Annotated in this window: 23 protein-coding genes; 8 read left to right on the forward strand and 15 right to left on the reverse strand. The window is 40.1% G+C overall.

What is annotated here, in order from left to right; genetic code table 11:
* Window positions 1–76: 76 nt before the first annotated feature.
* Window positions 77–2,248 carry a penicillin acylase family protein gene (locus ACFSKL_RS08470; RefSeq protein WP_376885314.1) on the reverse strand — a complete coding sequence of 724 codons (2,172 nt, stop codon included), beginning with the start codon at window positions 2,246–2,248 and terminating at the stop codon, window positions 77–79.
* Between the two features lie 114 nt (window positions 2,249–2,362).
* Window positions 2,363–3,232, reverse strand: a complete 870-nt coding sequence (locus ACFSKL_RS08475; protein WP_376885317.1) for an alpha/beta hydrolase — start codon at window positions 3,230–3,232, stop codon at window positions 2,363–2,365.
* Window positions 3,233–4,382: 1,150 nt separating this feature from the next.
* Between ACFSKL_RS08475 and ACFSKL_RS08480 the strand changes: the two genes are divergently transcribed.
* The 8 genes from ACFSKL_RS08480 (at window position 4,383) to ACFSKL_RS08515 (ending at window position 11,451) form a co-directional block, all read left to right on the forward strand.
* Window positions 4,383–5,558: an HlyD family secretion protein gene (locus ACFSKL_RS08480; protein ID WP_376885319.1), complete on the forward strand. Its 1,176-nt coding sequence runs from the start codon at window positions 4,383–4,385 to the stop codon at window positions 5,556–5,558.
* Window positions 5,559–5,570: 12 nt separating this feature from the next.
* On the forward strand, window positions 5,571–7,721 hold the full coding sequence (locus ACFSKL_RS08485; RefSeq protein WP_376885321.1) for a peptidase domain-containing ABC transporter: 2,151 nt from the start codon (window positions 5,571–5,573) through the stop codon (window positions 7,719–7,721).
* A gap of 269 nt (window positions 7,722–7,990) precedes the next feature.
* Window positions 7,991–8,353: a DNA-binding protein gene (locus ACFSKL_RS08490; protein WP_376885323.1), complete on the forward strand. Its 363-nt coding sequence runs from the start codon at window positions 7,991–7,993 to the stop codon at window positions 8,351–8,353.
* A 76-nt stretch (window positions 8,354–8,429) separates the two neighbouring features.
* Complete coding sequence (locus ACFSKL_RS08495; RefSeq protein ID WP_376885325.1) at window positions 8,430–8,606, forward strand: hypothetical protein; 177 nt, start codon at window positions 8,430–8,432, stop codon at window positions 8,604–8,606.
* Window positions 8,593–8,790, forward strand: coding sequence for a hypothetical protein (locus ACFSKL_RS08500; RefSeq protein WP_376885327.1), 198 nt, complete (start codon window positions 8,593–8,595; stop codon window positions 8,788–8,790). Before ACFSKL_RS08495 ends, ACFSKL_RS08500 begins: the two co-directional genes overlap by 14 nt.
* A gap of 964 nt (window positions 8,791–9,754) precedes the next feature.
* Window positions 9,755–9,883 (forward strand): hypothetical protein, encoded by a 129-nt coding sequence (locus tag ACFSKL_RS08505; RefSeq protein WP_376885329.1) that lies wholly within the window; start codon window positions 9,755–9,757, stop codon window positions 9,881–9,883.
* Between the two features lie 503 nt (window positions 9,884–10,386).
* The gene (locus tag ACFSKL_RS08510) at window positions 10,387–10,983 is read left to right on the forward strand and encodes a CPBP family glutamic-type intramembrane protease (RefSeq protein ID WP_376885330.1); all 597 of its coding nucleotides are present in this window, start codon (window positions 10,387–10,389) and stop codon (window positions 10,981–10,983) included.
* A gap of 75 nt (window positions 10,984–11,058) precedes the next feature.
* Window positions 11,059–11,451, forward strand: coding sequence for an alpha/beta hydrolase family protein (locus tag ACFSKL_RS08515; RefSeq protein WP_376885332.1), 393 nt, complete (start codon window positions 11,059–11,061; stop codon window positions 11,449–11,451).
* A 9-nt stretch (window positions 11,452–11,460) separates the two neighbouring features.
* On the opposite strand, the gene proC is transcribed toward ACFSKL_RS08515, so the two are convergent.
* The 13 genes from proC to sufB form a co-directional block, all read right to left on the reverse strand.
* Window positions 11,461–12,264, reverse strand: a complete 804-nt coding sequence (proC, locus tag ACFSKL_RS08520) for a pyrroline-5-carboxylate reductase (RefSeq protein ID WP_376885334.1) — start codon at window positions 12,262–12,264, stop codon at window positions 11,461–11,463.
* A gap of 253 nt (window positions 12,265–12,517) precedes the next feature.
* Entirely contained in the window at window positions 12,518–13,012 is a 495-nt protein-coding gene (locus ACFSKL_RS08525; RefSeq protein ID WP_376885335.1) for a hypothetical protein, read from the reverse strand.
* On the reverse strand, window positions 13,009–13,725 hold the full coding sequence (locus ACFSKL_RS08530; RefSeq protein WP_376885337.1) for a 16S rRNA (uracil(1498)-N(3))-methyltransferase: 717 nt from the start codon (window positions 13,723–13,725) through the stop codon (window positions 13,009–13,011). The genes ACFSKL_RS08525 and ACFSKL_RS08530 overlap by 4 nt, the downstream gene beginning before the upstream one ends.
* A 290-nt stretch (window positions 13,726–14,015) precedes the next feature.
* Window positions 14,016–15,791 (reverse strand): DEAD/DEAH box helicase, encoded by a 1,776-nt coding sequence (locus ACFSKL_RS08535; RefSeq protein ID WP_376885340.1) that lies wholly within the window; start codon window positions 15,789–15,791, stop codon window positions 14,016–14,018.
* Window positions 15,792–16,043: 252 nt separating this feature from the next.
* A complete protein-coding gene (locus ACFSKL_RS08540; protein ID WP_376885342.1) occupies window positions 16,044–16,304 on the reverse strand; it encodes an acyl-CoA-binding protein in 261 nt (86 codons plus the stop codon).
* A 126-nt stretch (window positions 16,305–16,430) separates the two neighbouring features.
* Window positions 16,431–17,720: a citrate synthase gene (locus ACFSKL_RS08545; RefSeq protein WP_376885344.1), complete on the reverse strand. Its 1,290-nt coding sequence runs from the start codon at window positions 17,718–17,720 to the stop codon at window positions 16,431–16,433.
* Window positions 17,721–18,024: 304 nt separating this feature from the next.
* Window positions 18,025–18,444, reverse strand: coding sequence for a BrxA/BrxB family bacilliredoxin (locus tag ACFSKL_RS08550; protein ID WP_376885346.1), 420 nt, complete (start codon window positions 18,442–18,444; stop codon window positions 18,025–18,027).
* An 18-nt stretch (window positions 18,445–18,462) separates the two neighbouring features.
* Complete coding sequence (locus ACFSKL_RS08555; RefSeq protein ID WP_376885348.1) at window positions 18,463–18,804, reverse strand: DUF59 domain-containing protein; 342 nt, start codon at window positions 18,802–18,804, stop codon at window positions 18,463–18,465.
* A 5-nt stretch (window positions 18,805–18,809) separates the two neighbouring features.
* Complete coding sequence (locus ACFSKL_RS08560) at window positions 18,810–19,238, reverse strand: SufE family protein (RefSeq protein ID WP_376885349.1); 429 nt, start codon at window positions 19,236–19,238, stop codon at window positions 18,810–18,812.
* Window positions 19,235–20,458 carry a SufS family cysteine desulfurase gene (locus tag ACFSKL_RS08565; RefSeq protein ID WP_376885351.1) on the reverse strand — a complete coding sequence of 408 codons (1,224 nt, stop codon included), beginning with the start codon at window positions 20,456–20,458 and terminating at the stop codon, window positions 19,235–19,237. Before ACFSKL_RS08565 ends, ACFSKL_RS08560 begins: the two co-directional genes overlap by 4 nt.
* A gap of 8 nt (window positions 20,459–20,466) precedes the next feature.
* A complete protein-coding gene (gene sufD / locus ACFSKL_RS08570) occupies window positions 20,467–21,744 on the reverse strand; it encodes a Fe-S cluster assembly protein SufD (protein WP_376885353.1) in 1,278 nt (425 codons plus the stop codon).
* A 31-nt stretch (window positions 21,745–21,775) separates the two neighbouring features.
* Window positions 21,776–22,537 carry a Fe-S cluster assembly ATPase SufC gene (gene sufC, locus ACFSKL_RS08575; protein WP_376885355.1) on the reverse strand — a complete coding sequence of 254 codons (762 nt, stop codon included), beginning with the start codon at window positions 22,535–22,537 and terminating at the stop codon, window positions 21,776–21,778.
* A 50-nt stretch (window positions 22,538–22,587) separates the two neighbouring features.
* Window positions 22,588–24,033 (reverse strand): Fe-S cluster assembly protein SufB, encoded by a 1,446-nt coding sequence (gene sufB / locus ACFSKL_RS08580; protein ID WP_376885357.1) that lies wholly within the window; start codon window positions 24,031–24,033, stop codon window positions 22,588–22,590.
* Window positions 24,034–24,076 lie beyond the last annotated feature (43 nt).

The raw sequence follows: 24,076 nt of genomic DNA on the forward strand, positions 1-24,076 counted from the left end.
TAAAAATAGCATGGCCTGTATGGACACAGGCCATGGTTGATTTTTTTTATGAGGTTAAGAGTGAAGGTTTTTCTAATTATCTTCCAGGTTTATAAACCACCCTCGCATTTTTCAAAACATCTTCTTTGTAATAGTTCACGTCCTTAAACTCTCCTTTACTGTAGATTTCTGCCTGATCTACAAAATGTGGAGAGAATGGGTTTCCACTCTGGCCACCTGCTAGGAGTGACTTGGCTTTGACTTTCTCACCGAATTCTACAGCGGCCACAAAGCTGTTGCCGACATTCCCGTACCATTTTTTTGTATTTGGATAAGCCCTGCTGCCATATGCAGCAAGAGATCCCCATAGGGAAGAATTGTATCCAACTGGTAAGCTTGGCAACTCATCATAAAACTTCCCCTGGATTTCATTGGTCACACGCTGGAATCGGTTGATTTCTCCCCATGGTGTATTCCATGTCCCAAAGTCTTCGGTCAATCTTTCCAATGCTTTTTCCAAAGCACTTAGCTTTTGTTCATCGCTTGTTTCTGAAGCCAAAAAATCAAAAATATAGGTGTCCCAAGGTTTTTCCATGCTTCTGCCCGTTGCCATCATTTGATTTCCCCAAAAAACAGCCAGGGAAGTTCCCACAGAATTGATACCTGTTTTCAGATCCCAACTGGACAATACTCCCATAGGCTCTTTCAATTTTTCTTTTCGTGGGTCATTTTCAGACAGGTTTTCAAATGCCTTTTTCAAGGCAGGAATCATCGGTTCGAAGGCCATCAAAGTTGGTTCATAAGCCACATCAGAGATCAATTTTTCAAGTGTCAAATTCTTGATATCAGAAAGGATCCTGACAGCATTGATCCCTCGGGCATTTTCGGTATCCCAAGCGATGTAAGGAGGATAGTCATCCCGGCTGGGACTGTCTTTTCCCAATGCATTGAAAGGGTCGGAATTACAGTGCTGAATCCAACCATTTTCGGGGTTTTTGATATAGAGCATTTCTTCCACTTCATGTAGGCCCTTCCAGTCTGTAGCGGGATTACTGCCATCTACAACATTTCTCCAGTCGAATTTCGGGTCTCTCACAGGGATGAAATTTCCGTGGTAATAGGCAATTGTTCCATCCCTGTCTGCATACACGGTGCTGTTCGAAGAGTTTGTTTTGAGATTCATATTGGCATGAAACTCAGCATGGTTCTTCGTTTTGGTTCTGCTGTATGATTGGGTGAGGGCTTTTTCCCGCTCTACCATCAAGGCAATCGCAATCCACTTTCCATCCTCTTCACGAATCACAGGGCCATGATGGGAATAAAAGGCTGAAAATTCCTGCTCAAGCATTTGATCATTATCTTTGTATTTGACAATGATTTTTTTCTCGGTCAATGGCTTCCATTTATTCCCGAATTTATAGTGGTATTTTCCTTTTCGGTTTTCTACAGTCAGCGCAAAATGGTCTATGGCATCTGCTTTGGCGGAAGTATGCATCCAGCCATTGTATTCATTGAACCCCTGATAGACGAAAAATTGCCCCCAAGTCACAGCACCATAAGCATTGAGGCCTTCTTCGCTGACCATGTGTACTTCTGGACGGAAATAGAAAGAAGTGTGTGGATTGATCATCAAAAGTGCATTGCCATTTTGTGCTAACTTTGGAGCAATGGCAAAACCATTGGATCCACGGGGTTCTTCTTCCCAGTCCCTTTCGGAGTAGGATAAATAAGCATGGGGTTTTTCACCATAAAATTCCTTCAAACCATTGGGTGAGATCGTCTCTATATCACCACCTATACTTCCCTCACTAAAGGTCAGGGCCATCCAAGGTTCGAATTTTGCCAAAAGCTTAGGTTGTACTTCTGGGTGGGTGTGGAGATAATAGTTGATACCAGCTGCCCAAGCATCCATCAGATCTTTGAGCCATTGCGGGCTATTTTCGTATTCTTTTTTGACCACTTCCGGGGCAATGTACAGCTTCATTCGCAAGTCAGTATAAAGTTGCGAGATGCCTTCTACCTCTGCCATTCTACCCATGGCATTGATGAAGTTCGTTTCTACCCGGTTGAAATCGTCTTCGCATTGGGCATAAATCATCCCAAACACAGCATCGGCATCTGTCTTGCCATAGATGTGCGGAATTCCCCATTGGTCTCTGATGATCTCCGTGTTTTGGGCATAGGATTCCCATTGTTGGATTTCATTTTGGGCAAATGATTGGGATGATAGAGAAAACACAAAAAGTAGCAGGTAGAGTTTTTTGGCCATGATATTCGAGGTAGTTTGTTTTGGAAATAGCTGACAATGAAATTGGGAAGCTTGGAATAACTTTTCCAAAGTTTTGGACTTTAGAAAAGTTTCTAGCAACTATAAATGTTATGTTCAATCATGCAATCTGATCTTATTTCTTTCAAAAACCTGGTTGATAAACAAAATGTGGAAAGGCAGTGCATCTGTCCAATAATCCCATGTGTGGGCTCCTGGACGCTCTGTGTATTCGTGGGGAGTGTCATTTTCGAGAAGCAATTGATGAAGCTGTCTGTTGGTTTCGATCAGAAAATCATCCACTCCACAGTCGATTAGAAGTGCAATGCCATTTTGCTTCATTTGGTTGACCAAACCTACAGCTGTATAGGGACTAAAAGGATAATCATATTCAATTTCACCCAGCATTTCCCGTTGACTCTTCCGACGTTCTTCTTGGGTACTTTCGTTGCCTACCCAAGTACGTACATCGATATTCATCACCCCACTCATCGACCCGGCAGCAGAAAACAGTTCTGGATGCTTGGCTGCGATCATCATCGCACCATGGCCACCCATGGAGAGTCCCGTGATGGCCCGGGCATTTTTGTCCTTGATCGTTGGGAAATTTGCATCCACATACGGGACCAATTCTTTGCTGATGTAAGTTTCGTACTGCACGGAATCCATCAGAGGACTGTCATAGTAATAAGAAAATGGTGCAACTCCCGGTGTGACAAGGATGATTTGATAGAGATCGGCAAGTTCTTGAAGCAAATTGTTTTTTTTGACATTCTTATGCCAATCCAGATAATTGCCCCAAGCTCCGTGAAGTACGTACACCGAAGGGAATTCATGGTCCAAACCCTCGATTCCCGCAGGTTTGATCACAGTGGCTTTAAGGGATTTGTTCATGGCTTTGCTAAAAACTTCAATTGTATCTGTCTTTGCCTGAAGGAAATTGCTGCTTACTAGCAACAGAAATATAGTGATTTTCAAAAATTTCATAGGGTATTATTGTTTAGATAGTGCCAATTTAAGGAATCGAGATTAAAGTTTAGTAAAATCAATTTACTTTTAAGAAGGTATATGATTTCAGAATATTTTAGCTAATTATTGCCCTGAAAGGGTAAAAGCTTAAAACAATGGGTGCAGCCCATTGCGTATAAAGCTGCCATAATCAGTGTTGCCCTGTATGGGCAATTGAATGAAAATGATCTTATAAGGTAAAGATAACCCGATCACTCCCATAAAACACAAAGTTGAATACGATGAAAGATTTGTCTGGGATTGAACTGGTTAAGTCAATTATTCTTCGGCCATTTCAGGGCATGAAGGATGGGGGAGTTTTCTTTCTTGTCATTGGGTTTCATTGTTGGGTTGTGTAACTTCCCGATGTTCGGGACAGGTATTTCAGGGTTGATTTGAGCATGTGTTTAGAGATTTTTTAGGGATTTAGAATTGCCATCTGAAAGCGGCGTTAGCCCTGTTGTCTTCGTGGAAAAATGGAATGACCAGGATTCCAGAGGGGAGTAGCACTGAAATCTCTTTACACCAATCTAGCTAGGTTATAGGGTCAGAAATCTGGACATCGTCTAGGTGTAGTTTCAAACTACACCAAAATATTTTTAAATTGTTTCGAAGGATCAATAGTGGAATTTCGGATTCCGTTGATAGAAAAGTGTAGATGCAATCAACGCTTAAATCCCAATTACTTATTGAACTTCCTAAGCAAAAAAAATACTTTTTTAAGAGGATTTTTTAATAGGATTGGTATTTATTTCTAAAAAACAGAAAAAAAGATTGAATGTTTTAAAATTATTGAAATCAAAAAATTAAATTTTTATCATGGATGTTTTATGTTTCCTCTTTAAAATTATATTTTGTTTTGTTTCTTTGAAAAATACAATTGGAAGTTGTTTTTAGTCCATTGACTAAGGGCTGTTTTGGAATTGTAGATTTTCGAAACTATACTTACAAAATGTATTTATTTTTTATTAAATGGTATTTAGATTATTTAAATGGTAGAATATGCGAGTATATAGGTTAGGGCTATTGTCAATTAGTAGAGTTGTTAAGTTTTATTTTTCTTTGGTTCCAAAGAAATTTAGTTTCTGATTATTGAGGTTACAGGTTTTTTAACAACAACTATTTGATTATGAAAAATGATGTTTTTCCACAGGCTATTATTGAGCAATCTGTGGAGGTTTACGATTCCCGTATCAGTGTGCAATCCAAGGCAATTTATCTTTTGTTTCTTGGGGTTTTATTGGCTGGAATCATCGCACTCCCATTGATCTATGTAGATGTGGCAGTGCAGTCCAGGGGGACTTTTCAGTCAGCTTTGCAGCGAAACTCCCTGATGAGTTCTGTAAGTGGGAGATTGGAAACATGGAATCTGAAAGAAAACCAAAAGGTCAAAAAAGGAGATATCCTGGCAGTGGTAAGGGGGGAGGTTTTGAATCTGGAAATGCAGGGGTTGGAAGAAAGATTGACAGTTTTGGACGAATTTATCCATGATCTCAACAAACTTCTCCAATTGGATCTTTCGAGCTACAGCATGGAGCCGGTATCTTTGAGGTCAAAGTTCTATCAAGCCTCTTTGCTCGAATACCAGACCAAGTTCAACAACCAGGATGCGGCAGTCCAAAAGTTGGAAAGGGACTTTGAAAGAGCACAAACGCTATTTGATGGCAATGCCTTGGCTTTTGCAGATTATGATATAGCTGATGTACAATACAAACAGGCAAAATCACAGCTCGATCTGATCAGGAAACAGCAGAGGAATCTGTGGGAGCAGGAACTGGTCAACCACCAAAATGAAAGGGTTCGCTTGCTAAATCAAAAAAGTGTCTTTTCTGAACAAATGGATCAATATAAAATCATTGCCGGTACCAACGGGACTTTGATCAATGTATTGAACCTTAATGAAGGTGACTTTGTCCATCCCCAGCAAAAATTGGCGGAAATCTCTCCCGATACCACATTGTTGGCAGTAACCTACATCTCCCCAATAGATATTGCATTTATAGAGAAGGGGCAAAAGGTGAGTTTTCAGATCGATGCATACAATTACAACCAATGGGGCATCGCTACTGGAAAAGTGGTGGACATAGCTGATGACTTATCATTACTCAATGAGGGGGAAGCTGGTTTTTTGGTTACCTGTGCATTGGATAGGCCATTTTTGACTTTGTCAAGTGGGCAAGAGGGCCATGTCAAAAAAGGGATGACTTACAATGCCAGGTTTGTTATTGCACGGAGATCGTTGTTTCAATTATTATATGACAAGGTTGATAATTGGCTCAATCCTCAAGTTCAAAGTTTAACTTAATTTTTTGCGACAATGGGAATAAAAATCAAACAAAGGGATATTACGGATTGTGGTGCGGCATGCCTCGCTTCGGTAGCTGCTTTTTACAGATTGGAAATGCCTGTGGCCAAAATCCGTCAGATGGCATCTACAGACCAAAAAGGAACAAATATCCTTGGGCTGATCGAAGCTGCTACCAAGATGGGGTTTTCGGCGAAAGGGGTCAGAGGTGATTTTGATGCATTGAAAGATGTACCCATGCCTGTCATTGCCCATGTGATCGTGAAGAAAGTCTTGCACCATTTTGTAGTCCTTTACAAAGTGAATGACAAGGCCGTAGAGTACATGGATCCTGGTGATGGGCAAATGCATAAGGTCAACCCAGATGCTTTTAAGGAAATGTGGACAGGGGTATTGGTCCTGCTGATGCCCAATGATGAATTTAAGGCGGTTAGCCAGAAGGTAAGTACATGGAGTAGGTTTTGGTATTTGGTCAGACCGCACAAGGGCGTGATGGTCCAATCTTTGGTTGGGGCGGTGATCTATACCATTTTGGGATTGTCTACTTCTATCTATGTACAAAAGATCATAGACCATGTCTTTATCGGAAGAAATACCAACTTGCTGAATCTATTGTCAGTAGTGATGATTGTTTTGCTCTTGTTGCAAATAGTGATTGGTGTATTCAAAACCTTGTTTATCATCAAGGTAGGCCAACGGATCGATGCCCGGTTGATTTTGGGTTATTATAAGCATTTGCTCACTTTGCCCCAACGGTTTTTTGATACCATGCGTGTGGGTGAAATCATCTCCAGGGTCAATGATGCAGTGAAAATCCGTGCTTTTATCAATGATGTATCCATTGGATTTCTGGTAAATATCTTTATCGTCCTATTTTCATTTGCGTTGATGTTTACTTTTTATTGGAAATTGGCTTTGGTGATGTTGCTGGTCATACCACTTTATGCGATTATTTACTGGGTTACCAATAGGCTGAATAAGAAAATAGAAAGAAGACTGATGGAAGAATCAGCAGAATTGGAGTCCCAACTTGTAGAATCGATAACTTCAGCGGGTACGATCAAAAGGTTTGGGGCTGAAGACCACGCCAATATCAAAACAGAGGTAAGGTTTGTTTCCTTGCTGAGGACAGTTTACCAATCTGGCTTGAACAATATTTTCTCAGGAACCTCTTCCGAAGTAATCTCAAGGCTTTTTACTATCATCCTTCTCTGGGTAGGTGCAGGCTATGTCCTGAAAAATGAAATCACACCCGGCGAACTGATGTCTTTTTATGCCCTGACAGGATACCTGACTGGTCCCGTTTCCAGCTTGATCGGTATGAACAAAACCATTCAGAATGCATTGATAGCAGCAGACAGGCTTTTTGAAATTATGGATTTGGAGGTAGAGAGTTCTGCCGATACATTTCCCATCAAAAAGGAAAATGTGGGAGACATCATTTTCAAAAATGTAAAATTCAGATATGGATCAAGAGCCAATGTTTTTGAAGACCTTAACCTTACTTTTCCGAAAGGTAAAATCTCGGGTGTAGTAGGGGAGAGTGGCTCGGGCAAGAGTACCCTGGTATCCCTGCTCCAGAATCTTTATCCACTCCAATCAGGCAATATCCATATTGGGGAGCATGATATCAAATTTATAGACAATGCCAGTTTGAGGCAAATCGTCTCCGTGGTGCCGCAGCGTATAGACCTTTTTGCAGGGAATGTATTGGAAAATGTGGCTTTGGGGGATTACCAACCTGATATGCAGAAGATCGTCGGTATTTGCAACAAGCTCGGGATGATGGATTTTATAGAAAACCTTCCCAATGGTTTTGGGACATATCTGGGAGAAAATGGGGCATCACTCTCAGGAGGGCAAAAGCAGAGAGTAGCCATCGCAAGGGCACTGTATAGAGATCCAGAGATCTTGATCTTGGATGAAGCCACTGCTTCCCTAGATCCTGATTCGGAGCAGTTTGTACAGCAAACGATCCGAATGCTCTCCACAGAGGGCAAGACCATCATCTTCATAACCCACAGACTGGCAGCAGTACAGGAATTTGACAGATTGTATGTATTGGACAAAGGAAAACTGATCGAAGAAGGTACCCATGCGGAATTATTGATGAAGGAGGGGAAATATTACCAGATGATCAGAAAACAGCTTTTGGTGCTTTGAGACTGTACAATGTATGGAGTACGAAGTACCAAGTATGATGAATAATGAATGGGGGAGTGGGATTTATAGTTTAGAAGTTTAGCAAAGGGAATTGAAAGCCTAACCTTCTAACCTTCCAACTTTCTAACCCAATTAACCAATAATGAAAGTTTAAGGGTTAATAGTTTAAAAGTTTAAAAATGGGGATTGCAACCCTAGCCTTCTAACCCTATAACTTTCTAACCTTTTAACCTATTAAACTAATTAACCAATAATTTAATAAAAAAACCATGGAATTTATCAGACAAATTGAGAGATTGCAGCTGTTGAACAAGCTGGTAAGGGAGCAACGGACGGGAAGTCCTGAGGAATTTGCGGAGAGATTGGGGGTGAGTAGGGCGAAGTTGTATTTGATGCTGGATGAACTGAGGGATGAGGGGGTTGAGATTAGGTATTCAAAGCGGTCAAATTCGTTTGTTTATGAGAATTGTGACGGAGTATCTGTGGTTTTTTCTCTAAAGGTTCTTGGGGTAGATGAAGTTCGAAGTATTTCTGCTGGAAAAATTTCAAATTATTTTCCAACGTCTAAAATTTTAGACGGAACTATCTTTTCTTTGGTTTATGATCAATCAGCAAATCAACATGCTAGCTAATTCGATGTGCTTGGGAGAGATTGGGAGTACCTGATGCCCGGAAAAGGTTGGGAAAAAATGAAAATTTATTTAGATTATGGAAAATTTAAAAGAATTGAGTTTTGAGGAGATGGTGGAGGTAGATGGGGGATGGCTGGTTATTGCTGGAATTTTTGCGGTTGCAATATTGACAGATATGGCTATGAATACAGGAGAAACAATTGAAGTATTTAAAAGAGGATTTGAAAAAGGAGCTGAAGATGGAAAAAATTAATTTTGAAAATTTTAATGATTTGAGTAAAGAAGAATTGCTTCAAATCGATGGAGGGGGTCTAACTGAATTAACAGAGGCGGTCGTTGAATGTGCTGGTTACATTGTTGGTTGGTTAAGTTCTAGAAAGATAACTTCAGCTCACGAATCAGCTTTATTAGGTCCTAACGCTAGACCTACTGGTTGATTTAGAAGAAAGGTTGATGCTGTCCTTTCTGGAAAAAGGATTAGCATCAATCTTTTTAATAGATAAATATCAAATTTATTTATGTGAACAAAATGGTAATACATAAACCTCAATTAATACATTTTTTTAAAATCATAGTCCTTTATTTATTGGGATATATTCTAGCAAGTCATTACCGGCCTTTTCAAAATAGCCTTGGTTTCTTTGATTTTGGGTTGGCAGATTCCGGTGTTGGGTTGGTATCTATTATTGCAGTTTATTTGATATTCACACCTCCAAGTAAATCAAGAGCACAAGCAAGAAAAAATTCATTGTTGGTATTATTCGCTTATCTTAGCCAAGAGATTTATTGCTACTTTTTTCCCGGTTTTGTTGGGACTTTTGATTTTAAGGATTTAATCTATTATGTTTTAGGGTTTGTACTTGTGTATTGGTTTGATGTAAAGGGGAGGTGGGTAATTTGAAGTCAGACTGAATTATGGCATGAAGTGGGCCATTGTTTTCCATGGTGTTTACAATGCCCTTTTGGTCATCCCAGCTATATATTTTCATGAAGTATAGCTATTGCTTATATATCGTCCGTCCCTACGGGACTTTCACCGAGTTGCGGGTTTCTTGGGTCAGTGGGTTGAAACCCACCGTTACTATATCGGTCGTGCCGCTGGCACTGGAAAGCAGGTGGTGTATTGGCAGATAATAGGGGAGTTCCCTATCAGCTCCGTAGGAGCGACGGATGTATTAGTCATGGATTTCAATCCATGACAAGGGGGTAGCCATGCTATCCACAAGTCCCATAGGGACGAGAGATATGTTTGATGATCAATCAGCAAGCCAGCATACTAGCTAATCCGGTTTGCATGAAAAAGATTGGTGGGAAATAAAAAATTAGTTATTTTAGAAAAAGAATTGAAAAAATGTGGTATGTGCACCCTACTAACAATCTTTTTTAACAAAAAATCGGTTTATGGAAAAGACGAATAAGTATCTAATTCAGCTTTTGATTGTGCTGAGTATATTGACTGGAAGTTCTTTGTTTTACGTTTTCTTCAGTTACGGAGAAAAATTAGGGAAGCATTTGGCAGGTATATTCTGATATGAAATACCTAAAATACGTTTTTTGGATTTCGATGGCTTTGCTAGGTATTTGCCTTATCTCAGCTGGACTTGGATATTTAAGTGGTATGATCGAGTGCCGAGAAATCTGTAATCGTTGATTAATTGAATGATGTTATGTTTAAGTTTAGTGTTTTATGATGAGAAAAATTGTTTTAATATTATCGATGTTGGTTTTTTTGTTCTGGTCACTTGCATTCCTGCATACTTTGTATTTTCATGATCCCAATTGTGAAGTTAAGATTCTAGGAGCATTTCCTGCCAGCAAAAATTCAGCTTTATTGGTATATGCAATATTTATTGGTCTACCTTTATTTAGCTTTCTTTCTTTTTTCAAGAAACGGTCTACTAAATTAGAAAAGTAAAATGCTTGATTTTTTTTCTAATATGCTTTATGCTTTTCGCCAGTTCATCAGTTTTCTCAAAACCCCTTCATTGACCAGTGAAAAATTCACATTAAGGGAGTTTGGGTTCATTTTGTTTGTGAAGGTAATACTGGTAATTATTCTATTTTCGCTTTTTGAATTGTTCAATTTAGACTTTGAAGAAGATCATAAATATGGGTTGGAATTCTTTTTAAAAAACCCAATAGCTGTTATGATTATGGGCAGTGTTGTCGCTCCTTTGTTAGAGGAATCTCAGTTTCGATTGCCCCTTTCGAAAAAAAGAAACGCATTAATTCTTCCATTTTTCATTTCACTTATCATGGTCATTGTTAAGTCTTTAGATAATGCTGTATGGATTGAGACTTTAGTCTATACTTCCTATTTGATTTTTTTACTAACATGTTTTACCTTTCATAAAAAATATGTGTTAAAACCCAAAATAGCCATTTTCACTACAACCATTTTTTTTTCTTTAGTACATGTGTTCAGTTATGAATTGCATGAACCTTCATTCGCAACACATCTTTTAACTCTATTGGCAGTTTCACCTCAATTTATCGGTGGATTGATGTTGGCATACATCAGGATCAAGTTTGGTTTTTGGTATGGGGTACTGTTCCATGGGATTTGGAATTTTTTGATTGTTTCATTTATATTAATCCCGTTGGTGTTATTTGAAGAATCCTTATTGTAAAAGTGGTTTTTAGGGTCATTTTCATATAGGACATTATAATTGTTCTACTATATGATCAACTTAATACCGTTTTTTATGAAAAAGGTTAATTTATATTGTTTGGCATTTGTGTTAGGTTTTGCATCTCTTTTATCATGTAGTGAAAAAGAAGAACCTATATTGTATCCAGTTGGCGATGATGAGTCTAGACAAGTCCTAAACGCATTTTTAGGAGGAAGCCCACAAGAAAAGCCCGATGCTTACCATGACGCTTCCCCAATCAACTTTATCAGTACAAATTCCCCAAAATTTTTATTGCTTCATGGCAGGGAAGATATGTTGGTTCCTATCTCCCAAGCAGAAAAATTCCAATTAGCGTTGCTGGGCAAGAATGTTGAAGTAGAGACGGTATACTATTCAGGAGGCCATGGGATTCCCCCTGAACGTATTGACCAAGCCTTTGAGGCTATCAAAGCATTTATTGAATAGATATCGTCATCAATCCTTTGCGATTTTCTGATAGGACGCCAAGACACCCCTTACCATTGCAGATGAGAACCCCTGGTGTTCCATTTCATTGAGGCCGACGATGGTGCAGCCTTTTGGTGTGGTGACTTTGTCAATGGCTTCCTCTGGATGCATGTTTTTTTGGATCATCAGCTCGGCTGCTCCCTTGACGGTTTGGTTTACAATCTGCGAAGCTGTCTTCGCATCGAAGCCAATCTGAATGCCTCCCTGGATCATCGCACGCATGAATCTCAATACATAGGCAATCCCGCACGCCCCAAGAACTGTAGCTGCTTCCATGAGTGACTCATCTATGGTAATGGAGAAGCCTATGCTGTTGAATAGGTTTTTCACCACCTCATCTTTTATTATGTCATTGTTTCTGCCACAGATACATGTGATGGATTCATTGATGTCTGCGGCTATATTTGGCATCGCTCGATATACGACCATTTCAGGATCCACCACGGCATACATTTCATCCAAAGTAATGCCGGTAGCCAAGGAAATTATGGTGTGGTGATCTTTGTCAAGAGCCGGTTTGATCTCTTTCAGGATTGTAGCTACATTGTAAGGTTTGACACCCAAGATAATGATATCAGATTCTTTGGTGGCAATCAAGTTGTCACTGTGTACACGAACTCCCTTGTCTTGAAGATAGAGTAGGTTGGAAGGGTTTCGCTTTGTGATATGAAGGTTTTGTGCCAAAAAATCCGCTTGTTCCAAAAGTCCGTTGGCGATCGACGTCCCCAGGTTTCCACAACCGATGATGGCAATTTTTTTATTCTGTATCATTTTAATTTTGAGTCAGTAGATCGTCACAATATTTCATAAAGTTAGAAATAAATAAAACAGTCTTTGCTATCACTGCGGAAATCAAAGTGGGGAGTGCCTGTTTTTCGAATATTATATGCTTTTCAATCTGGATTTGATTGAATATTCTGAAAGGAATCCCTACTTTTTGGAATTTCAGCTTCCAGCACGGAAAGCTGAATTGTTGTTGTCTTATATTTATCTTGGAATTTGGGGTATTTGACCTGCTGCACTATCAAAACCTCACAGGGGAAGTTCTTATTTCAGGTTCTGCGATCTTGATAAAAGATTCCCCTTCTTTGGCATGACAGGCATTACATCCTGATGTCAATGCCCTGAATCCCTTGATGAACTCTTCTTTGTTTTCTTTTTTGATCAATTCTTCCATTGCCGGAAGTGATTCCTTCAGGAAACTTTCTGCAGATGCTGCTCTGGTGGGTCTTCTTTTTATGCCATCTTCGATGGCTTCTATCATGTGCTCTACTTGATGTTCAGCATAGCCCCAGTTTTCATCCATTCCTGCCCAATATAACTCAGAATATCTATATGATACTTCGATCATTGTCCTGCTGAATCCACCCAAATGATGCGCTACTTCTTCGAATTTCTCTTCGGAAGTGCCCTCCAGCCATCCTTCGGAGCCTACAGCTGTACGCTCGTCTTCGGTTACAACTGATTGGCATGACACAAGTATAGCTAGGGCGAATAAGTTTAGGATTGTTTTTTTCATAATTCTTTCAAGTTGTTTTTTAATTGTAAAGTATGGACGGCTGCAACTGCGGCTGTTTCTGAGCGTAATCGGCTTTTGCCAAGTGAACATGGCAAGAAGTGGTTATCGAAAGCGAGCTGTAATTCCTGTTTGGAAAAATCACCTTCCGGACCGATCAATATCAGGTAGGCATTATCTACTTTGGTTTTGTCAAATAGATGCCTGTTGTTTTCCTTGTCTACGTATGCGATAAACCGCTGGTAAGTATCAAAGTTTTTGTCCTGTACCAATTCATTCATAGGCCTCACAGGATTAAGTTTAGGGATTCTTGTCTTGAGGCTTTGTTTGCAGGCAGCTATGATTTTCTTTTCCAGCCTGTCCAGTTTCAAATGGCTTCTTTCGGAAAATTCAGATTCCATAAATGTGATTTCGTGAACGCCTATTTCAGTCAATTTTTCAACCATCCATTCCATACGGTCAGAATTTTTGGTAGGGGAGATGGCCAAGTGGATATAAAAATCATCTTCTGGAATAAATTCCCTTTCTTCTATTCTAAGTTTGGCTTGTTTGGGATTGGCATCGGTGATCACACAGTGAAACAAGCTCCCTTTTCCGTTGGTGAAATGAACGCGGTCTCCCTGTGATTTTCTCAGTACCTTTATAAGGTGTTTTGATTCGTCGGCTTCCAGTGAGAATTGATCTTCACTGGTATGTTCATGGAAAAATAGTTGCATCGGTTATGTTTTATAATCTTATGGATATACGCTTTCTTGCCAGTACCAATCAAAATAATGTACCCACTTTGTTTGCAGCTGCTGTTGGTTGCTATCTGCATAATTGCAAGTGTTCTATCTACCTAATGGCGTCATTGGGGATAATCATATTATTCCAAAAGCTAAATTAAGTAATGCTTTTGACAAGATGGAATTTGTATGTGGAAATCTTGCTTAAAAAAATTGCCTTATAAAACGAAAAAAGCGCACCCTCCAAGAAGGGTGCGCTTTTATAAACCTAAGGTCAACAATTAACCTTTTGAAATCTCTATATTGACAATTTTACCTTTGATGGTATTGTCTCTCATAACACTGATTACGTGTTCTGCATCCTTCTGAGGTACGTCTACAAATGAGAAGTTGTCGAAGATGTCGATACCGCCAATGCTTCTTCCCGGTACACCGGTTTCGCCTGCAATGGCCCCAACGATATCATTTGGACGGATTCTGTCTTTTGCACCTACGTTGATGAATAGACGGGCCATTCCTGGCTCCCTTACACCTTTTTCCCTTGAAGAAGTTCTTTCCCTTCTAGTACCTCTTTCTCCACGGTCGGATCTTTCACCACGGCCTTCAGAACGGTCTCTTCCAGAGAATCTGTCACCTCTTTCGCTTCTACCTCTTCCTCCAAAGTCTCTTTCACCTCTTCTGGAACCTCTGTCTCCACGATCTCTATCTCTTCCTCCACCGAAATCCAAACCGAAGTTTTGGTCTTCCATTTCCTTGACAGTTTCACCCATCTGCATTTTGATCAGTCCCAAGGCAACTTGCTCTATGGTCAAACCTTCTGCCAACATCATTCCGATAGTTTCTTCGAAAAGTTGGTTGTCTTCCTCTTTGCTGATAGATGCATTCACATCTTTTACCAAAGAGGCTTTCTTCAACTCTACCAAGTCGGTTACTGAAGGTGGATCCATTTTATTGATTGAGGTCTTGATGAATTTCTCAAGGTCTCTCAATCTGTATGTATCTTTTCTTCCTGTTACAAAACTCAAAGCCATACCTGACTTACCAGCCCTACCTGTTCTACCGATTCTGTGGACATAATTTTCTTCGTCTAGTGGCAAATCATAATTGAATACCGCTTCCACATCATCTACATCGATACCTCTAGCTGCCACATCTGTAGCCACCAATACTGAGCAAGTCCCTTTTCTGAACTTATTCATTACCTTGGTTCTTTGTGCCTGAGAAAGGTCTCCATGAAGTGCCTCTGCCATGATCCCTTTAGAAATCAACGCTTCTGTTACTTCATCTGTAGCTCTTTTTGTATTACAGAATACCACACTTAGTTTGAACTGGTTAATGTCCATCAATCTGGCCATCAATTCAATCCTTAAGCTAGGCCTAACTTCATAATATGCTTGAGAAATATTCTCTACAGTCAATTCTTTTCTCAATACCTTTACAATCTCAGGATTGGTTTGGTATTTTCTTGTCAAGTCAAGGATTGGCTTAGGCATCGTTGCTGAGAAGAATACAGTTTGTCTTTCTTCCGGCATGGAGCTCAATATAGTCTCGATATCATCTCTGAAACCCATATCCAACATCTCATCAGCTTCATCCAATACGATGATGCTCACTTGGCTAAGGTTAAGGGTTCTTCTTTGCATGTGGTCCATGATACGACCAGGTGTTCCTACTACAATCTGAACACCCCTCTTTAGGCTTTTGATTTGTCTATCAATAGACTCACCACCATAGATACATGTGCTGCTGATTCCTCTTTTGTACTTGGATAGTTTGACGATTTCGCCTTCTACCTGTACTGCAAGCTCACGGGTAGGGCATAGGATCAAAGCCTGTGGCTTGTTGATCGCAGGATCTACCTGATCGATGATAGGAATACCAAAAGAGGCAGTCTTACCAGTTCCGGTTTGAGCTTGTCCAATGACATCTCTGCCTTCAAGCAAAAGAGGTATAGATTGTGATTGAATAGTAGACGGTTGGGTGTAACCCATATCCTCTACTGCCTTTAGGATTTCTGCTGAAATCCCAAGGTCTGAGAATGTTAATTCTTGTTCCATGAAATGTTTCCTTACTCTTCTGAACCATGATTTCCTAGAAGCATCCCAAAGTAAGCGACAGTAAGGAAACCCACGGTTAGAAAAATGTTATAATTTTAATTCGGTTGCAAAGGTAATGGTAAATATTTGGAATTGCAATATGTAGGTTAAAGATTTTAGAATATTCTTTAAGATATTCTGGATATGCTGAAAAAATATTTTGTGTAAAATATTTGAAACCCAATATCTCTATCGAAAAACCAAGCTTTTATCTTACATATATTTTGAAGAAAGGCTATTTACTAAAGAAATATACTCTTCCGATGCTTTTGCTTTTTCTTTTCCGGATTCCTTCAGCCAAGCATTGTATTTTGCTGCTGCGACAAAGTCAAAGCCTCCAGGTCTCTCTTCTTGGTTGTCACCTATGGTAGCTTGCTTGTACAAAGCGTAGATTTTCAACAACTCTTCGTTGCTTGGTTTGCTGGTGAATTTTTTGGTCAATGCTACAGCTTCTTCTATGGTTGTTGCGCTCATGTGTAAACTCAAAATGTGTGTTTGGGTTTCCAAATATAGAGAAGTTATTGCTATGATAAAACAACAGCGCAAAAAAAGCCCAAGACATCTTTGCCTTGGGCTTTGCATTATAATAATGAAAGGAAATTAACCTCTTTTGTTCATGGATACATAATCCCTTTCGGTAGCTCCAGTGTATACTTGGCGCGGTCTTCCGATAGGTTCGTTGTTTTCCCTCATTTCTTTCCACTGGGCGATCCATCCCGGAAGTCTTCCGATTGCAAACATCACTGTAAACATATCAGTTGGTATTCCCAATGCCCTGTAAATGATGCCTGAATAGAAATCCACATTTGGATACAGGTTTCTGTCGATGAAATATTGATCGCTCAAAGCTGCTGCTTCCAATTCCTTGGCTATTTCCAAAATAGGATCATCTACACCTAGTTTTGCCAATACATCATCTGCTGCTTTTTTGATGATCTTTGCACGGGGATCGAAGTTTTTGTACACCCTGTGTCCAAAGCCCATCAATCTGAAAGGATCGTTTTTGTCTTTTGCTTTGTCGATGAATTTCTTGGTATCACCACCATCGGCTTTGATCTCTTCCAACATCTCGATAACCGCCTGGTTGGCTCCTCCATGGAGTGGTCCCCATAGGGCGTTGATACCTGCTGAGATTGAAGCGTAGATGCTTGCTTGGGACGAGCCTACCATTCTTACAGTCGATGTAGAACAATTCTGCTCGTGATCCGCATGAAGGATTAGCAATTGATCCAAAGCCTTTGCCACTACCGGATCTGCATCATATCCTTCAGCAGGAAGTGCAAACATCATTTTCAAGAAATTGGAACAATAATCCAGGCTATTGTCAGGATAATTAACAGGATGTCCAACCTTGTTTTTGAACGCCCAAGCAGCGAATGTTGGGATTTTTGCCAAGAGACGGATGATGCTTAGGTTGACTGCCTCTTCGTTTCTGGTAGGATCCAAAGATTCTGGATAGAAAGCGGTCAAAGAGCAAATCAACGATGAAAGAACACCCATAGGATGCGAACGAGAAGGAAAACCATCAAGAATCTTCTTGATATCCTCGTGTACCAAAGTATGGGTAGTGATTTCTCTCGTAAATTTTTCGTATTCTTTTTGACTTGGAAGTTCTCCGTATATCAGTAAATAAGAAACTTCCAAAAACGATGATTTTTCTGCAAGTTCTTCTATTCCATATCCTCTATATTTAAGAATACCATTTTCCCCATCCAAATAAGTGATTGCACTTGAAGTGGATCCGGTATTTTTAAAACCTGGGTCTATTGTGATCAAGCCTGTTTGGGCTCTCAACTTCGCAATATCAATAGCCTTTTCGTTTTCTGTACCTTCAATTACTGGGAGTTCGTATTCTTTTCCTCCATATGATAACTTAGCTGTTTCGGACATAGGTTGATTATTATTTATTAGTTTATTGAATTCTCTATTTGATACAAACTGATTTCAGTGGGTTAAGTTAGTAAAAACGAGTGTTATTTACATGATTAATCGGATCAGCGGTTAGCTATTAGAAATAGCTTTGATATTGGGTAAATACTGTTTATTGCATCATTTTTTTATTATTTTCTGCAAATTCACAGTTTTGAAACTCAAGATAAAAACATTAGCTATGGGTTTCGAAATAATATACTGTTTGCAGTCGGTAAATTTGCTATATTTTTTTAGCAAAAAAAAATGCCCCGCAGGGCAAATATTATACACAGAAATGCTCAAAAACCTCAACTAGATGTTCTCCGATCATTTGGGCATTGCGACCTTCAATGTGATGTCTTTCGATAAAATGAACCAATTCACCATCTTTGAAAAGCGCCATGGCTGGAGAAGATGGGGGATAAGGCAATACCAACTCCCTGAATTTTGTAACCGCAGCAACGTCATTTCCTGCAAAAACGGTTGCCAATGCAGTAGGTTTGGCAGTGCTTTTGTCCAAAGCATATTTTACTCCTGGCCTTGCAGCACCTGCTGCACAGCCGCAAACTGAGTTCACTACCACAAAAGTAGTTCCTTTGTGGTCTTTTAGATGGTTTGCCACATCTTCGTCTGTTCTGAATTCCTGAAAGCCAACGTCAGTTAATTCTGCACGCATTGGTGCAATCAAATCCTCTGGATACATATGTTTTTTATTTAATTTTTAAAGAAAACCCAATTCCAATTTTGCCGCATCCGACATCATGTCCTGGGAATAGGGTGGGTCAAATGTCAACTCCAATTCCACATGATTGATTCCCTGGATCTGCTGTATTTTATCTTTGATTTCACTTGGGATGAATTCAGCCGATGGACAGTTTGGGGAAGTAAGTGTCATGAGTACAAATACGTTGTTGACAGGATAGATGCTGATCTCATAGATCAATCCCAGTTCGTACACATCCACAGGTATTTCGGGATCGTACACTTGCTTGATGGCAGTGATTACCTTTTCCTTCAATTCCTGGGAAGGGATTTCCACCATGTTGTTGTTAGTCTCGGACATATCTTTTATGCGTTGATTTTAGCTTGGTAAGCTATAGCGTATAGTTTCATTTGCTTGATCATCGCCACAAGACCGTTTGATCTCTGCGAACCAATGATATTTCCCATTCCGATTTTATCGATGAAATCCAACTCTGCACTGATGATTTCCTGGGGTGTCTTTCCTGACAATACCCGGATCAAAAGGCTGATCAATCCCTTGGTGATATCGGTATTGGAATCAGCTAAATAATGAACCTTATTGTCTTTTTCAGATGCCGTAAGCCATACCTTTGATTGACATCCCTTGATGATATTTTCATCTATTTTGTCTGTTTCCGGCATTTCCGGCAGTTTGTTACCCAATTCCATGATATAGAAAATGGTAGACTCCCTATCATCTCCCAATATGCTGAATTCTTCGATGATCTCGTTTTGGATATCTTGAATACTCATTTGTTCTTTATTTTTGCAATTTTCGAAACAGAGGCTACAAGCGTATCGATTTCTGATTTGGTATTATAAACAGAGAATGAGGCCCTAACAGTTCCTTCGATTCCAAACCTTTGCATCAAAGGTTGTGTACAGTGATGCCCTGTCCGTACTGCGATGCCATTTGCATCCAGCATCATTCCTACATCAAATGGGTGCATTCCGTTGATGTTGAATGAGATAACGCTTACTTTGTTTTTTGCAGTACCTACCGGAATGAAGCCTTTGATTTGCTCCAATTGTTCCGTAGCGTAGGAGAGGAGTTCGTCCTCGTATGCTTTGATGGCTTTTTTGCCTGTTTCATTGATGAATTCCAGTGCCTTTCCAAATGCAATCACATCCCCGATATTTGGAGTGCCTGCTTCGAATTTGAAGGGGATTTCATTGTAGGTGGTTTTTGCAAAAGTGACCTCCTTGATCATTTCCCCACCACCTTGGTAAGGCGGCATGGCATCCAACACTTCCCTTTTTCCATAGAGTACCCCAAGGCCTGTTGGGCCATAGAGTTTGTGTGCCGAGAAAGCCATAAAGTCACAATCCAAAGCCTGAACGTCAATTTCAAGATGGCTGGTGGATTGGGCACCATCCAATAGTACTTTCGCTCCTTTTTGATGGGATTTTTGGATGATTTCGGCTACAGGGTTGATTGTACCGAGCGCATTGGATACATGGACTACACTGACAAGCTTTGTTTTGCTGGTCAGCAATTCGTCAAATGCCTGCATGTCCAGCTCCCCAGCTTCATTGATGGGGATGACTTTTAGGACAGCACCTTTTTCTTCACATAGCATTTGCCAAGGAACGATATTGGAATGGTGTTCCAAGGTAGAAATGATGATTTCGTCCCCTTCTTGGATAAATTTCCTTCCAAATGTGGCAGCTACCAAATTGATGCCTTCTGTAGTACCCTTGGTGAAAATGATCTCTGCTTCTTCCTTTGCATTGATAAAGGACTTGACCAAGCCTCTCGTCGCTTCATAATATCTGGTCGCCCTGTCGGCAAGCGTATGCGCTCCTCTATGGATATTGGAATTGTCTTTTTTGTAATAATCAGACAATGCATTGATCACCGCCAAAGGCTTCTGGGTAGTCGCTGCATTGTCAAAATAAACCAAAGGCCTTCCATTTACTTCTTGGTGAAGTACAGGGAATAGGCCTCTTATGTGATCAATATTAATTGGCATGGATAAATCTAAAAATTGCTTCCCAATCTTTCTTGTACTAATTGGATGCAATATTCTCTAAATGGTTCATATGCAATGTGCTCGAATACCTCACCTGCGAATGCGTAAAGCAACAAGCCTCTGGCATTCTCTTTTCCAATACCTCTTGCTTGAAGATAGAATAGTGCCTCTTCGTCAAGTTGTCCTGTAGTACAGCCATGTGAACACTTCACATCGTCAGCCCAGATTTCCAATTGTGGCTTGGTATTGATGATGGCATCTTCAGACAACAGGATATTGTTGTTTTGCTGGAATGCGTTGGTTTTTTGTGCATCTTGGCGAACGAATATTTTCCCATTGAAAACACCTCTGGAGGCATCTGCCAAGACTCCTTTATACAGTTCGTTGGATTCGCAATGCGGCTTGGTATGGTCTACATTGGTATGGTTGTCCACATGGGTTTTTCCATTCAAGAGATAGAGTCCATACATATTGCCTTCACAGCCACTGTCCAAAAGGTTCAGTGTAAGGTTGTTCCTCAACATACCACCTTGTAGCTGGGTAGCTACCGAAGTGAAGGTTGCGTCTCTGTGGATGTCAGTAGCGAAGTTGTTGACTGCAATTGCATTTCTGTTTTCGTTTTGCAGTCTGTAGTAGAAGCCGTGTGCATTCTGGCTTACCTTCACTTCTACAACCGTGTTGGAGAAATATGCTTCTTCATCCAGGGAAATGGTGTTTTCTATAAATGTGACTTCGGCATTTTCGGCAACTTCTATCAAAACCCTCGCTTGGATCACCTGTCCTTCATTTGCTTGGTTGAAATGAAGCAATAGAATGGGGTTTTCTACTTTTTTCCCTTTTTCTACACTGATGTGGATTCCATCTTCAAATTCCAAGCAGTTGAGTGCTGTGAAAGGGTCTTTATCATGCTTTGCAATTTTCCCCAACAAGTCAGGGTTGGATTCCGACAATTTTGAGAAAGTATAGTTTTGGCTCGAAATGGAGGAAAGTTCAGCTGTGAAATGACCATTGTTGAAGACAAGTACATCCCCTTCAAAACCTTCAAATAGATTTGATTTTATATCAGCTGGTGAAAGCTCGGTTTTCTTAGCCCTGAGATATGAAGATATATTTTGCTCAATCTTTTTGCTGATCTGGGTAAATTTATACTCTTCCTCTTTCAGGTGTGGCAAGCCATTGCTTTCCAAATATTCCAAACCATCTTGTCTCAAGTCTTGAAAAGTGGAGAACTTGGATTTGTTTTCCAGAAATAGCCCTGTTGCTTTATTTTTAGTAATTGTAGTCATTGTATGGTATTCTTTGAGAAATAAAAGGGGATTAAACAGAAGCTGCGTCGGCTTCTTCTTTGATCCAATCGTATCCTTTTTCTTCCAATTCCAGTGCGAGTTCCTTTGTGCCTGATTTTACAATTTTCCCATTGTAAAGGACGTGGACGAAATCCGGCACGATATAATCCAGCAATCTTTGGTAGTGGGTCACTACAATTGTGGCATTTTCTGAAGATTTCAATTGATTCACGCCATTGGATACGATTCTCAAGGCATCTATGTCCAAACCGGAATCTGTCTCATCCAAAATGGATAAGGTAGGCTCCAGCATAGCCATTTGGAAAATTTCATTTCTTTTCTTCTCACCACCAGAAAAGCCTTCGTTCAAAGATCGGCTCAACAATTTCTGGTCGATTTCAACCAGTTTCATTTTTTCCTTCATGATCGTAAGGAATTTGACAGCATCTAGTGCTTCCAATCCTCTATATTCCCTTACTTGGTTGACGGCAGTTCTCAAAAAGTTGGTTGAGCTGACACCTGGGATCTCTACCGGGTACTGGAATGCCAAAAACACACCTTCTCTCGCCCTGTCTTCCGGTGAAAGGTCCAATAAGTCTTTTCCTTTGAAAGAAACTTCGCCTTCCGTCACTTCATACTCTTCCCTTCCTGCCAAAACAGATGCCAAGGTTGATTTTCCGGAACCGTTGGGTCCCATGATCGCATGGACTTCTCCAGGCTTCACTTCAAGGTTGATTCCTTTCAATATTGGTGTGCCTTCAATGGAGGCATGTAAATTCTTTATCGTTAACATTTTGTAATCTTCAATTATTAATATTCAAATCTTTCAATCAATCTTAAAGCTTATCCTACAGAACCTTCCAATGTGAGCGCAAGCAATTTTTGAGCTTCTACAGCAAACTCCATAGGGAGTTGGTTCAATACTTCTTTGGCGTATCCATTGACAATCAATGCTACGGCATCCTCTGTGGCAATACCTCTTTGGTTACAATAGAATAATTGATCTGCACCGATTTTTGAAGTAGTAGCTTCGTGTTCCACTTTGGCGGAAGGGTTTTGGATATCTATGTATGGGAAAGTGTGTGCTCCACATCTATCACCCATCAACAAAGAGTCACATTGGGAGAAATTTCTCGCATTGGTAGCTCTTTTCATGACCTGAACTTGGCCCCTGTAGGAGTTTTGTGATTTGCCTGCAGAGATACCTTTGGATACAATCCTAGACTTGGTGTTTTTACCAATATGGATCATTTTGGTCCCGGTATCCGCCTGTTGGTAATTGTTGGTGACAGCCACGGAATAGAATTCCCCTATAGAATTATCACCTTTTAGTATGCATGAAGGATATTTCCAAGTCACAGCAGATCCTGTTTCTACTTGGGTCCATGAGATTTTTGAAAAATCCCCAGCACAAATACCTCTTTTGGTCACAAAGTTATATATACCGCCTTTACCGTTTTTGTCTCCAGGGAACCAGTTTTGTACAGTAGAATATTTCACTTCGGCATTTTTGGCTGCATAGATTTCAACCACTGCTGCATGAAGTTGATTTTCATCTCTTTGTGGTGCTGTACAGCCTTCCAGATAAGATACGTAAGATCCTTCTTCAGCTACGATCAAGGTTCTTTCGAATTGACCAGTATTTGCGGCATTGATCCTGAAATAGGTGGAAAGTTCCATTGGACATCTTACTCCAGCCGGGATATAGCAGAATGATCCATCAGAGAATACTGCGGAATTCAATGCTGCATAATAATTGTCTGTGATGGGGACTACAGATCCCAAATATTTTTTGACCAAATCAGGATGCTCTTTCACCGCTTCACTGAATGAACAGAAGATAATGCCCTTTTTGGATAAAGTCTCTTTGAAAGTGGTACCAACAGAAACTGAATCAAGAACTGCATCCACAGCTATTCCCTGAAGTTTTTTCTGTTCGTTGAGTGATATGCCCAATCTTTCGTAAATCTGCAAAAGTTCAGGGTCTATTTCATCCAGACTCTTTGGTTTGTTTGATTTCTTAGGTGCTGAATAATATTTTAATCCTTGTAAGTCAATTTTAGGATAAGTTACATTCGCCCATTCAGGCTCTTTCATATCAAGCCAAGTCTTAAAAGCTTTCAACCTCCAATCGAGTAACCATTTAGGTTCTTCTTTCTTGGCAGAAATCCATCTGATGATGTTTTCATCCAGTCCTGTGGCAGCTTCATCGACTTCCATGTCGACTGACCAGCCATGTTCGTAATCCTTGGAAGTAAGCTCTTCTAAAATTTGATTGTCTTTGCTCATGTGTGTGAGTTATTTAGACTAATTATAGTTTGTGATGCGAAGA

Source organism: Belliella marina, from assembly GCF_042682445.1.
In the GTDB taxonomy this organism is placed as follows: Bacteria; Bacteroidota; Bacteroidia; order Cytophagales; family Cyclobacteriaceae; genus Belliella; species Belliella marina.

Coding starts and splice junctions, on each gene's coding strand:
- ACFSKL_RS08470 (WP_376885314.1), bottom strand. CDS start 2,248: ATGGCCAAAAAACTCTACCTGCTACTTTTTGTGTTTTCTCTATCATCC.
- ACFSKL_RS08475 (WP_376885317.1), bottom strand. CDS start 3,232: ATGAAATTTTTGAAAATCACTATATTTCTGTTGCTAGTAAGCAGCAAT.
- ACFSKL_RS08480 (WP_376885319.1), top strand. CDS start 4,383: ATGAAAAATGATGTTTTTCCACAGGCTATTATTGAGCAATCTGTGGAG.
- ACFSKL_RS08485 (WP_376885321.1), top strand. CDS start 5,571: ATGGGAATAAAAATCAAACAAAGGGATATTACGGATTGTGGTGCGGCA.
- ACFSKL_RS08490 (WP_376885323.1), top strand. CDS start 7,991: ATGGAATTTATCAGACAAATTGAGAGATTGCAGCTGTTGAACAAGCTG.
- ACFSKL_RS08495 (WP_376885325.1), top strand. CDS start 8,430: ATGGAAAATTTAAAAGAATTGAGTTTTGAGGAGATGGTGGAGGTAGAT.
- ACFSKL_RS08500 (WP_376885327.1), top strand. CDS start 8,593: ATGGAAAAAATTAATTTTGAAAATTTTAATGATTTGAGTAAAGAAGAA.
- ACFSKL_RS08505 (WP_376885329.1), top strand. CDS start 9,755: ATGGAAAAGACGAATAAGTATCTAATTCAGCTTTTGATTGTGCTGAGT.
- ACFSKL_RS08515 (WP_376885332.1), top strand. CDS start 11,059: ATGAAAAAGGTTAATTTATATTGTTTGGCATTTGTGTTAGGTTTTGCA.
- proC (WP_376885334.1), bottom strand. CDS start 12,264: ATGATACAGAATAAAAAAATTGCCATCATCGGTTGTGGAAACCTGGGG.
- ACFSKL_RS08525 (WP_376885335.1), bottom strand. CDS start 13,012: ATGAAAAAAACAATCCTAAACTTATTCGCCCTAGCTATACTTGTGTCA.
- ACFSKL_RS08530 (WP_376885337.1), bottom strand. CDS start 13,725: ATGCAACTATTTTTCCATGAACATACCAGTGAAGATCAATTCTCACTG.
- ACFSKL_RS08535 (WP_376885340.1), bottom strand. CDS start 15,791: ATGGAACAAGAATTAACATTCTCAGACCTTGGGATTTCAGCAGAAATC.
- ACFSKL_RS08540 (WP_376885342.1), bottom strand. CDS start 16,304: ATGAGCGCAACAACCATAGAAGAAGCTGTAGCATTGACCAAAAAATTC.
- ACFSKL_RS08545 (WP_376885344.1), bottom strand. CDS start 17,720: ATGTCCGAAACAGCTAAGTTATCATATGGAGGAAAAGAATACGAACTC.
- ACFSKL_RS08550 (WP_376885346.1), bottom strand. CDS start 18,444: ATGTATCCAGAGGATTTGATTGCACCAATGCGTGCAGAATTAACTGAC.
- ACFSKL_RS08555 (WP_376885348.1), bottom strand. CDS start 18,804: ATGTCCGAGACTAACAACAACATGGTGGAAATCCCTTCCCAGGAATTG.
- ACFSKL_RS08560 (WP_376885349.1), bottom strand. CDS start 19,238: ATGAGTATTCAAGATATCCAAAACGAGATCATCGAAGAATTCAGCATA.
- ACFSKL_RS08565 (WP_376885351.1), bottom strand. CDS start 20,458: ATGCCAATTAATATTGATCACATAAGAGGCCTATTCCCTGTACTTCAC.
- sufD (WP_376885353.1), bottom strand. CDS start 21,744: ATGACTACAATTACTAAAAATAAAGCAACAGGGCTATTTCTGGAAAAC.
- sufC (WP_376885355.1), bottom strand. CDS start 22,537: ATGTTAACGATAAAGAATTTACATGCCTCCATTGAAGGCACACCAATA.
- sufB (WP_376885357.1), bottom strand. CDS start 24,033: ATGAGCAAAGACAATCAAATTTTAGAAGAGCTTACTTCCAAGGATTAC.